The following is a 10,720-nucleotide window of genomic DNA, read 5'->3' on the forward strand; positions in this document are numbered from 1 at the left end:
CAGAACAGCCCACACCTCATCCGAGATCTCCTGACGCGTCACACCATCGAGACTCGCCGATCCTGAGCCTGAACCTCTTGATCAACACGCCCTAGTGCCGGACCGGTAATCGCGATGTCACTGAGCAGGGGCTTATTCAGTCTGTCAGCGCAGCGGCTGCTTCGAGCGCGACCGTGAGGAGCCGCAGCTGCACTGGCTCATAGTCTTCGAGCCAGGCGTTGGTCGCACGGCTGCCGTGGGTGGCGAGTAGCGCGCCGTACCGCGCGCCGAGCGCGTGTGCGACAGCAAAGACGGTCTCGCATTCCATGTCCATTGCGTCCGCGCCGAGGCGGGCAACGGCTTCAAGGCGCTCGACCGCGACTGCTTCGAAGCCGGGTAGGGGTCGGCCCTCGCCGAGGTAGTAAGAGTCGCACGACAGTACGGAGATGGGAACGACGTGCTCGTCGTGTGCGGTTGCTGCTCGCGCGATCGCTGCGGCCACGGCCGGGTCCGCAGCGATAGGCGTATTCGAGGGGTTGTAGAACTTCGCTGCCCCGCCTTCGCGAAAGGCGCGTGTCACCGTGGTGATTGTGCCGGGCGCGATCTCGGGGTTGGTCGTTCCCATCCCGCCCACCCTGATAAAGGTGTGCACGCCGAGTCGCCGCAACTCGACGACGGCGATCTCGGTTGAGGGGCCACCAATGCCTGTCGAGCAGATCGCCACCGGAGTCGGGCCGTAGCGGCCGATGCCGAGCGTGAACTCGCGCCGGGTGCCGAGCACCTCGAAGTCGTCGAGTAGAGCTGCTGCCATCGCCACGCGTGCCGGATCGCCCGGCAGCAAGCACACCCCGGGCAGAGGTGAGCCGTCGGAGGGAATGTGCGGGGGGCGCCCATCCAACCAGGGGTCGGCGGCGGAACGACCCTGAGACATTGACTTCCTCCTAGTGAAAGCGACTACACAGCTCGTTGGTATTCGACTGATTACTACTGATCAGCGTACGTCACACTCCCTAACACTGTGGGGATGACAAAGCACGAGATAGCGGCGTAATGTCGCCGAAACAACTCCGGTGCAGACTTGCTTCATCCTGATCACCGGGTCGACGATGCCCCGAAAGACAGACGGAAACACCGAAACCGCGTTTCCGCTCAGTGGAACCAAGGAAGTCATGACAACTTTGCTCGACATCGATAAGGTCACGAAGACATACCGTCGCCGTGGGAACTCCGACGTGACGGCGCTCAGCGACGTGAGCCTCGCAATCGATGACCAGGAGATCGTCGCGCTGATCGGCCCGAGCGGATGCGGTAAGTCGACCCTCCTGCGAATGATCGCCGGCCTCGACAACGACTATGTCGGTGCGCTGCGGTGGTCGGAGGCCCCGAGGCCCGGCAAGGACATCGGGTTCGTGTTTCAGGAGGCCACGCTCCTGCCGTGGCGTGACGTCAGCCGCAATGTGTCGCTCGGTCTTGAGCGTCAGCGAATGGACAAGGCGGCCGTGTCGGCGCGCGTCAGTGAGCTGCTCGACATGGTGGGCCTGGGCGACTTCGCGCAGTCGTACCCCTCGCAGCTTTCCGGGGGTATGAAGCAGCGCGTGGGCATCTTGCGCGCGCTCGCTTACGACCCCCGCGTCCTCCTCATGGACGAGCCGTTCGGCGCCCTCGACGCCATCACGCGCGACAAGCTGCAGGACGACCTGCTGGCAATCTGGGAGCGTACGCACAAGACGATCGTGCTCGTGACTCACAGCGTCGAAGAGGCCGCCTACCTTGCCGACCGGGTCGTCGTGATGAGCCCGCGCCCGGGCCGAATCAAGTCGATCCACACCGTGCCCTTCTCGCGCGAACGTTCGAGCGAGACGCGCCAACTCCCCGAGTTCGCGCAGTTCACCGGAATGCTCCGCGAGGAACTCGGATGACCTCGGCGGAGTTGACGGAGGTCTCGCGGCTGCGCGTCAGCTCGGGTCCTCTCTTGCTGCTGGCCCGCGGCGCGGCCTATGTCGCGGTAATCGTCGCGATCTGGTGGGTGTATGTCACCGTCGCCGATGTTCCGCCCTACCTCCTGCCGAGCCCGGGCGCCGTCGCCGCAGCGATCGGCGATCTCGCGGCCAGCGGCGAGCTGTGGGTACATCTCGGCTATACCGTGCGCAACATCGTCCTCGGCTTCGTTGGCGGTGTCGTGATCGGATGCGCGCTTGGCTATCTGCTGTGGCGGTCGCGCTGGGTGCGCGACATCGCGAACCCCTACATCGTCGTACTTCAAGCGGCCCCGAAGATCGCGATCGCCCCGTTGCTCGTGCTGTGGTTCGGTCTGGGACTGGAGTCGCAACTCGTCCTCATCTTGACGCTGACGTTCTTCCCGATGATGATCTCGATGCAGCTCGGGCTCTCATCGACACCTCCCGCCTTCGGGGACCTAGGCCGCGTGCTCGGGTTCGGCCGTGCGCGCCATCTGTTCCAGCTGCAGCTGCCCAACGCCACCCCCGAACTGTTCGCCGGAGCGAAGATCGCGATCGTCGACGCCATGACTGGCGCCTTCCTCGCGGAGTTCATCTCCGCACAGGAGGGACTTGGTTACCTCATGGTGCTCGGAAACACCTCGTACAACAGCTCGCTTCTGATCGCCGCGGTCATCGTCACGATCGCGACCGGCCTCGCCGGCTTCGGCATCATCTCGCTCGCGGAGCGCCGCATCCTGCGCTGGCGAGCCTCCTAACCTGCACCACCCCTCCACAACACCCGATAAGGACACGCATGTCACGCAAAATCACAGCCGCGATCATCGCGACCAGCGCTACCGCGGCGCTTCTGTTGACCGGATGCAGTCCCGCAGAGGTCGCTGCCGAAAATGGCAGCAGCGCGGACACGGGAGAAACCACCCGTGTCACGTTGCAGATCGACGGCGCAGCCGTCCCCTACTACGCACCGCTGTACGAAGCGGTCGAGCAGGGGTACTTCGCCGAAGAGGGGATCGAGGTGGAGTTCACCTACGCCGAGGGCTCCGCAATCCTGCAGAACGTCGCCGCTGGCAACGTGCAGTTCGGCTTCCCCAACGGCGACTCGGTGATCACCGCCAAGGCCAATGGCGTGGACGTCGATGTCGTGCACACGACGTACCAGCAGGGTATCGGGGCGATCCTCTTCAACGAGGACACGGCCGGGATCTCCTCCCCTGCCGACCTCGCCGGCAAGCGAATCGCCGTGACTGATCTTGGAAGCCCGAACTACATCCAGCTGCAGGCGATCCTGGAATCGGCGAATCTAACCGTCGATGACGCGGAAATCTCGACAATCGGCTCCGGCGCGATCGTGCAGGCGCTGCAGAATGGCGAAGTCGACGCCATCGCGTTCTCGCGCATCCGTTACTACGCGCTGCAGGCCGCCGGCTTCCCCGCCGGTCAGATCCTCAGCGACGAATACCTTCCTTCCTTCGGCAACGTGCTCGTGACAAGCCCCGCGCTGCGCGAGGAGAACCCCGAGGTTGTTAGCGGCTTCGTCGCCGCCCTCGACCGAGGTCTCGAGTACGTCATCGCGAACCCGGCAGATTCGATCGCTGAAGTTATCCCCGCCTACGCCGACACCTTCTCTGGCCAGGAGGACGCGGTCACCAACGTGATCGAGAACGTCTTCGTCCCAGACCTCTGGACCTCGGCCGACACGGAGGCTAACGGTCTCGGCTACGGTGACCTCGAGCGCTGGCAGACCGCGATCGACAACCAGGCGGAATACGGCATCATCCCCGAGTCGTTCGACGCGGCCGACCTGGTGGTGGAGCCCGGTGACCTCTGACACGGCCACCGCGTCGCGGGTGAGGTCGCTCCTGGTGGGAGCGGCCTCACTCGCCGCGGGTCTGTTCGGTTGGTGGGCTCTCGCAGAGTTCGGCGGCTTGCCTTCCTACGTGCTTCCCTCGCCGGGCGAGGTCATCGCCCGCGCGCAGTCGCTCCTCGCGAGCGGTTCCTTGCAGCTGAACACCGCGCAGACACTCGCCGAGGTGTTGCAGGGCGCGCTCATCGGCGCAGTCGTAGGGGCGGTCCTCGCGATGCTCTTCTATCGCGTGCCACTGATCCGCCGCGTGCTGCTCCCGATTGTCGTGGTGCTGCAGGTAACCCCGAAGATCTCGATCGCGCCGCTGCTCATCCTGTGGATCGGCCTGGGTATCGGTTCGAAGATCACTCTCGTTGCCCTCGTGGTGTTCTACCCGGTGCTCATCACGATGCTCGCGCGCCTCGACGCGCTTCCGTCGTCAATGATTGATCTCGCCCGCATCCTGCACATGGGTCCTCTGCGGCGCGCGGTACGCATCGAACTACCGTTCACGCTGCCGGCGTTCGCTTCGGGTCTCGGTATCGGCCTCCTTGCCGGTGTGACCGCGGCTGTGATCGGCGAGTTCATCGGTGCGACGGCGGGTCTGGGTTACCTGGAAAAGCAGGGTCAGGACAACGACGACGTCGCGCTCGTGATCGTCGCACTGATCGTTCTTTCACTCATCGGTTGGGCGCTGTTCCAGGCGGTGCGCGTGAGCGAACGCCTCCTGACCCGGAGGTACGCGTGAGCACGCCCACCCTCGCCCATCCCTATTCCGCGGACGCTTCGCACATCGATCTAAGCGTGCGCATCGGATCGCTCGCGCTACCTAATCCGGTGATGCCGGCCTCGGGATGCTTCGGGCCGGAACTTGCGCCCTTATTGGCGTGTGACGAGCTGGGTGCGGTCGTCACCAAGACGGTGTTCGCCGGTGCACGCGGTGGCAATACCGCGCACCGTCTGGGTGAGATTCCTGCGGGCATGATCAACAGTGTCGGGATTCCGAGCCACGGACCCCGCGGATACCTCGAGCGGCTGCATCCGGCGTACCGCGCCCTCGGGGCACCTGTGATCGTCAGTGTTGGCGGTCATCGCGAGGGAGAGTACGCGCCAATCGTGGCTGCGCTCGGGGATGCCGCCGACGCGTACGAGTTGAACGTATCGTGTCCCAATCTGGACGCGGACGGCCGTGACATCGGCTCCGATCCCGCTGCGATTGCGGTTGTCGTTCGCCAGACGCGTGAGGTCACCGACCGGCCCCTCATCGTGAAACTCCCACCGATGGTCGCCTCGATTGCGGAGTGCGCCGCGGCCGCCGCCGACGCCGGCGCCGACGCGGTCTGCGTGTCGAACTCGATTCCGGTGCTGCCCCTCGACGAGCGCACCCGCCGCCCGATCCTCGGCAACGTCGTCGGTGGGCTCACGGGCCCCTCGATCAAGCCGATCGTGCAACGACTCGTGTGGCAGGCCGCGCGCGCCGTGGACATCCCCGTGATCGCCTGCGGCGGTATCGTGACCGCCGACGACGTGCTCGATTATCTGAGTCTCGGTGCTCGGGCCGTGCAAGTGGGCACCGCCACATTCTCGCGACCCTCCACGATGGTCGACATCGTTGCGGACTTGCGGTCTCGCCTCGCGGTACAGGGCGGGCGACGGCTCGACGACCTTCTGAAGGCGGCAGCATGAGTGAGGACACACGACCCGGCGCGACGATCATGCTGACTGGGGTCTCGCGGACGCTGCGCGTGCTGAGCCACCTCGCCGACGCCCCCTCGGGCCTGTCGATGAAGACGATCCACGAAGAGCTCAGCATCCCCTTCGCCACGGTCCATCGCCTTCTCGCCGCGCTTGAAACTGAGGGCTGGGTCGTGCGCTCGTCCACCACCAAGCGTTACCGCCTCGGGCCGGAGGCTACCCGCCTCGGCCGTGACGACCGACGATCCGAGGCGATCGTCACTCCCCACGACGCATTGCGCGTCGCGTCGCAGGAGACTGGCGAGACGGTGTTTCTCACGAGGATCTACGACACCCGCGTGATCTGCGTCTCCCTCGTCGAGGGACGCCACGCCCTCCGGCTCTTCGTGCGCGCGGGCCAGGAGATGCCGCTGCACGCCGCCGCCTCGGCGCGCGCGATTCTCGCCTACCAAGACTCGATGTTCGTCGAGCACCTCCTCACCTCCGCACCGCGCGATGCGTATACCCCGGGCACAATCCGTGAAGTGAATCGCGTCATTGACCATCTCGCCCGCGTGCGGCAGTTCGGTTTCGACGTGTGTGACAACGAACTCGACAACGATGTGTGGGCCGTCGCCGCCCCCGTGCACGAGGCCGACGGTCGCGTGGGCCTCGCCGTGACGACCGCGGCCGCCGCCGGGCGGATGGCCTCCGACGCCACTCGGGTGAAGGCCGCACGGTCGGTCATCGCCGCCGCCCGCGTTCTCTCGGAGGAGAACGGGTACGCCGCACCGGACGACACCCCCCTGTCGTCCGACGACCTGCTCGCGCAGATGGGAAGACTTCGATGACCAAGACCTTGCTTAACGACACGCAATGGCTTCAAGAACTGCGCGCAGACCTCCTCGCCGACGGCGGTGCCGAGGTCGTCGCGGCCACCCCAGCCTGGATGCGCCGCCCATCGTCGCTCCGCCGTGTCGCCAGCGAGCTCGCCCGCTCCCTCCCCGCCCACTTCGACCGCATCGTCGCGATCGGCGCGGGCGCCGACACGCTCGGTGCCGCAGTATCACTCGCCACCGGCGTGCCGTTCGGCAACGACGCGGACGCCGTCGTTCCGGGCGAGGATGTTGTCGTCGTCGCCGCCGAAGCCGCCGATGCGAGGGCCTACCAGAACGGATCCGTGACCGTCGTCGGCCGCAGCGCCGTCTGGGCGAACGCCCCCGACACCGACGCCCTCTTCACAACCCCCTCGGGCAGCCCCGCCCGCCAACGAAAGGAGTCGACGTGACTCACATCGCTGACGACATCCGCAGGATCACGTCCGGACCCGTTCGTAGTCGACTGCGCCCCGAGATCTCACCCTCCGCGACCCGGTCGATCGCCGGCAAGATCGCGCGCGCGGTGCTCGAGCTCAACGGCGGCATCGGCGCGGTCGCGTGCTGGACGAATCCCGAAAACCTTATCGTCGCCTTCGCGGTGGCCGAGGCCCTCGACACGCCCGCCGTACAGCTGTCCGAGGACGAGGGCCTGCTGTACTTCAGCTGGGAGCTGCCGACCGCACGCATCGTGCTCGTGGCCGCGGCGGGTGAGTCGGCACAGCAGATCGATGTCGCCGCGCAGATGCTGGCAGGCGCCGGTCACGAGTGCGTCGCTGTCGTCGAGCTGGCACCGGCGGACGGCGACCAGGACGGCACGCTAACCGTGCGCACCCTGCCGGGCACGCAGCGATGACCTCGGTCGACCTCGAAAGCAGGATCGCGGCCAACGCAGCGCGGCTCAGCGCCGATCTTGAAGCGTTCGCGGCAATCAGCGAGCCTGGCGACGGGGTGACGCGCCTGGCGTACACCGCGCTGGAGCGTCGAGCGCACGACGTGTTCGCGGAGCGCATGCGCACCCTCGGATGCGTCGTGCACACGGATGCCGCAGGCAACACGATTGCCGACCTCCCCGCCACCGAGGACAACGGCCCGCAGAGTGTCGTCGGTACCGGTTCCCACCTCGACAGCGTCGCGCAGGGCGGTCGCTTCGACGGGATCGCGGGCGTGGTCGCGGGCATGGAGGCGGCCTACCTCGCCGCGCTCTCGCCCGTGCCGCGCCGCCGCCGCTGGCGCTTTGTCGCGTTTGCCGCAGAGGAGGGCGCCCGCTTCGGGCAGGCCTGTAACGGTTCGCGCATGGTTGCGGGGCTCACGACCTTGCCGGATACCCGTCGCCTGCGCGACACCGAAGGCGTCTCGATGTACGACGCGATGAGCGAAGTCGGGCTCCGGCCCGACGATCTCGCCGCTGACGAGTGGGATGCCGCGCAGTGGCATGCGTTCGTCGAGCTGCACGTCGAGCAGGGCGCTGTGCTAGAAGACGCTGGCGTGCCGATCGGCATCGTCGACTCGATTTCGGGGAGCACGCGTCTGCATGTCGCCGTCAACGGCACCGCCTCCCACACCGGTGCGACGCCCATGCACAAGCGCCGTGATGCGCTCGTGACCGCAGCATCCTGCGTCCTCGCCGGCGACCGCATCGCGAAGGACTCCGCGCATCACGGCACGCGGGTCACGGTCGGGCGCCTCGAAGTCTCGCCGGGCGCGATGACCACGATTCCCGGCCGCGTCGAGTTTGTCGTTGACGTGCGCGACATAGACAGTGACCGTCAGCGCACGACCGTCGAGCAGCTTGCCGCTGCCTACCGCGATGCAGCCGACGCCGACGGTACCGCAATCATCGTCGACGTCATCGCCGACACCTCTCCCGTTGTGCTCCCTGCCGTCGTGAAAGACCACCTCGCCGCCGCCGCCGAGCAGCACGGTCTCGGCTATCGCCTCCTTTCCAGCGGCGCAAGCCACGACGCGCAGCAGGTGAACAAGATCACGCCCACCGGCATGATCTTCGTGCCGAGCGCGGGCGGACTCAGCCACGTTCCGAACGAGCACACCGACGCCGACGACCTCGCCTGCGGTGTCGACGTGCTTCTCGCCGCGCTGTACCGACTGGATGCCGACGAATGATCCCCGCCGCCCTGTCTGACCGTCTGCGCGTGCAGTCGGGAGAATCGCTTCGCCCGGAGCCCACCTCCCAGGACGTGCGAGTGCTTGCGCACGAGGCTGTCAGCGAGACGTACCGACGGCTCGTGCTGCATGCCCCCGACATCGCCCGGCGCGCAACGGCCGGGCAGTTCGTCATGGTGACTGTTCCCAGTGCCAGTCGCGTGCTGCTACCGCGACCGATGGCCATCCATCGCCGCCGGGGCGATGTGGGCACCATCGAGGTCATCTACGGCGTTGTCGGCCGCGGCACTCGTTCGCTTGCCGAGGTCGCGACCGGTTCCGAGCTTCTCGTGACCGGTCCGCTCGGGCGCGGCTACGAGATTCCAGACGCCGACGGGCCGGTGCTCCTGATCGGGCGTGGCATCGGCATCTGCGCGTTCATGACAGTGGCAGAGGATGCTGTCGCCCGTGGCATCGAGACGACGGCGGTGCTCAGCGCCCGCACGGCCTCGCGGGTCATTGGCGAGGCCGACTGCCGGGAACTCGGTATCCAGGGTGTTGCCGTCACCGATGTGGATGGCACCAGCGACACGAAGGTGCTCCAGGACTGGCTGGAGGCCGACTTCGGCGCACGACCGCCGCGGGCAATCTTTGTGTGCGGTTCGTCGCGCCTCGCTCTCCTCGCCGCTCGCCTCGGCGATCGTTGGGGCTGCGACGTGCAGGTCTCGCTGGAAGCGCATATGGCCTGCGGTATCGGCTACTGCCACGGTTGCGCCGCGCCGACGCGCACCGACCCCGCCGCCGAGGGTCCGCTCGTGTGCGTCGACGGCCCCGTGTTCGACGTCATCGGGTCGGGGACGTGATCGCCGAAGGTGTGCGGCTCGCCGGCGCACCCGACCGCATCGTCGACATCGAGGTGGCGGACGGGCGGATCGCGCACATCCGACCCTCCGCACGCACCGAGAGCTCGCGTGTGGCGCTGCCGGCCTTCGTAGATCTGCACACGCACCTGCGCGAACCGGGCGGCGAGGAGGCGGAAGATGTTGCCTCCGGAGCCCGTTCCGCGGCAGCGGGAGGTTTCGCTGACGTCTTCGCGATGCCGAACACCACGCCGGCAACCGACACCGTCGAGCGGGTAGCGCACCTCCGCACGCTCGCCGGGGGCGTGTCCGCCCGCGTACACCCGATCGCAGCGGCTACCCTCGGGCGGCTCGGCGGCGAACTCGTCGACGTCGAGGCGCTTCGCGCGGCCGGTGTGCGCGTCTTCTCCGACGACGGCTCGTGCCTCGACGACGCGAAGCTCGTGGCCGATCTCCTCAGTTACCTCGCGAAGTTCGGTGGTGTGTTCGCTCAGCACGCGCAGAGCAGCCAGCTCGCGGCATCCGGTGTCGCCAACGCTCGCGTGGCGACAGGCCTCGGCGTCGCGCCGTGGCCCCTCGCGGCCGAAGAAAACGTGATCGCGCGCGACATCGCGCTCGCGGAGCGCACGGGCGGGCATCTGCACGTCTGCCACGTCTCGACCGCAGGCTCGGTCGCGATCCTCCGCGCTGCCAAACGCCGCGGCGCACCCGTCACCGCTGAGGTCACACCCCACCACCTCGCGCTGACCGACGACCTCCTCACCACCGACAGCGGCGAGTTCAAAGTGAACCCGCCGCTACGGTCGCAGTCTGATGTTGATGCGCTCCGCCATGCTCTCCGCGACGGCACGATCGACGTCGTTGCCACCGATCATGCGCCGCATCCCGCAGCGCGAAAAACACTCTCCCTCACCGACGCAGCCTTCGGGTTCACGGCGCTGGAGACGGCTCTCGCAATGACCGCTGAGGTGTTCGAAGACGCCAACAAACGTGTGGATTGGGCGAGCGTCGCGCGTGTACTCGCGCACCGCCCTGCCGCGATCGGGGGTATCAAGGCGGAGGCTGGCCGCCCAATCCGGGTGGGAGAACCCGCCACATTGACGATCGTCCGCTACGGCGAAAATTTCACAATCGACGGCGCCCGACACGTCAGTCGCTCCGCGAATACGCCTTTCCAGGGACGTCAGACGCGATACATGATCGAGAAGACTCTCATCGACGGCGCTGTCACCTACAGTCGCGACTGAGGAGCGCATGCGCACACCTTGGGTTTCCACCTCCGGATGAAACCGGATCTCTACTTGCGGTCGCAGAGACTTGGGCCGCCGAACTAGGCCGTGTGGATTAAGTCGGTCTTGATCCAGATCAGCGTGGCGGCGAGGGCTATCGCGGCGCGGTAGGAGCGGGCTGTCTTGTCTGAGCGCA

General features: G+C 66.9%; 12 protein-coding genes. 11 read left to right on the forward strand and 1 reads right to left on the reverse strand.

The genetic code is table 11. The annotated features are described in order from the left end of the window. Positions 1-136: 136 nt before the first annotated feature. Positions 137-910: a phosphorylase family protein gene (locus tag G510_RS16860; RefSeq protein ID WP_036323317.1), complete on the reverse strand. Its 774-nt coding sequence runs from the start codon at positions 908-910 to the stop codon at positions 137-139. Positions 911-1,148: 238 nt separating this feature from the next. Between G510_RS16860 and G510_RS0112505 the strand changes: the two genes are divergently transcribed. From G510_RS0112505 to G510_RS16875, 11 genes are read left to right on the forward strand one after another with little or no spacing between them, the layout of a single operon-like run. After that, on the forward strand, positions 1,149-1,898 hold the full coding sequence (locus G510_RS0112505) for an ABC transporter ATP-binding protein (RefSeq protein ID WP_029153893.1): 750 nt from the start codon (positions 1,149-1,151) through the stop codon (positions 1,896-1,898). Further along, positions 1,895-2,695 carry an ABC transporter permease gene (locus G510_RS0112510; protein ID WP_029153894.1) on the forward strand — a complete coding sequence of 267 codons (801 nt, stop codon included), beginning with the start codon at positions 1,895-1,897 and terminating at the stop codon, positions 2,693-2,695. The genes G510_RS0112505 and G510_RS0112510 overlap by 4 nt, the downstream gene beginning before the upstream one ends. A gap of 38 nt (positions 2,696-2,733) precedes the next feature. Then, positions 2,734-3,768, forward strand: a complete 1,035-nt coding sequence (locus G510_RS0112515; protein ID WP_029153895.1) for an ABC transporter substrate-binding protein — start codon at positions 2,734-2,736, stop codon at positions 3,766-3,768. Next, positions 3,758-4,531 (forward strand): ABC transporter permease, encoded by a 774-nt coding sequence (locus tag G510_RS0112520; protein ID WP_029153896.1) that lies wholly within the window; start codon positions 3,758-3,760, stop codon positions 4,529-4,531. The genes G510_RS0112515 and G510_RS0112520 overlap by 11 nt, the downstream gene beginning before the upstream one ends. Continuing rightward, positions 4,528-5,469 (forward strand): dihydroorotate dehydrogenase, encoded by a 942-nt coding sequence (locus G510_RS16865; protein WP_211219197.1) that lies wholly within the window; start codon positions 4,528-4,530, stop codon positions 5,467-5,469. The genes G510_RS0112520 and G510_RS16865 overlap by 4 nt, the downstream gene beginning before the upstream one ends. Then, positions 5,466-6,308 carry an IclR family transcriptional regulator gene (locus G510_RS16870; protein WP_051216748.1) on the forward strand — a complete coding sequence of 281 codons (843 nt, stop codon included), beginning with the start codon at positions 5,466-5,468 and terminating at the stop codon, positions 6,306-6,308. The genes G510_RS16865 and G510_RS16870 overlap by 4 nt, the downstream gene beginning before the upstream one ends. After that, positions 6,305-6,745, forward strand: a complete 441-nt coding sequence (locus G510_RS0112535) for a hypothetical protein (RefSeq protein WP_029153897.1) — start codon at positions 6,305-6,307, stop codon at positions 6,743-6,745. The genes G510_RS16870 and G510_RS0112535 overlap by 4 nt, the downstream gene beginning before the upstream one ends. Then, positions 6,742-7,188 (forward strand): hypothetical protein, encoded by a 447-nt coding sequence (locus G510_RS0112540; protein WP_029153898.1) that lies wholly within the window; start codon positions 6,742-6,744, stop codon positions 7,186-7,188. The genes G510_RS0112535 and G510_RS0112540 overlap by 4 nt, the downstream gene beginning before the upstream one ends. Beyond that, a complete protein-coding gene (locus G510_RS0112545) occupies positions 7,185-8,456 on the forward strand; it encodes a Zn-dependent hydrolase (RefSeq protein WP_029153899.1) in 1,272 nt (423 codons plus the stop codon). The genes G510_RS0112540 and G510_RS0112545 overlap by 4 nt, the downstream gene beginning before the upstream one ends. Continuing rightward, positions 8,453-9,298, forward strand: a complete 846-nt coding sequence (locus tag G510_RS0112550; protein ID WP_051216749.1) for a dihydroorotate dehydrogenase electron transfer subunit — start codon at positions 8,453-8,455, stop codon at positions 9,296-9,298. Before G510_RS0112545 ends, G510_RS0112550 begins: the two co-directional genes overlap by 4 nt. Next, complete coding sequence (locus G510_RS16875) at positions 9,295-10,542, forward strand: dihydroorotase (RefSeq protein ID WP_051216750.1); 1,248 nt, start codon at positions 9,295-9,297, stop codon at positions 10,540-10,542. The genes G510_RS0112550 and G510_RS16875 overlap by 4 nt, the downstream gene beginning before the upstream one ends. The last annotated feature ends 178 nt before the right edge of the window (positions 10,543-10,720 follow it).

The sequence above is a fragment of the Microbacterium gubbeenense DSM 15944 genome (assembly GCF_000422745.1).
GTDB classification, from domain to species: domain Bacteria; phylum Actinomycetota; class Actinomycetes; order Actinomycetales; family Microbacteriaceae; genus Microbacterium; species Microbacterium gubbeenense.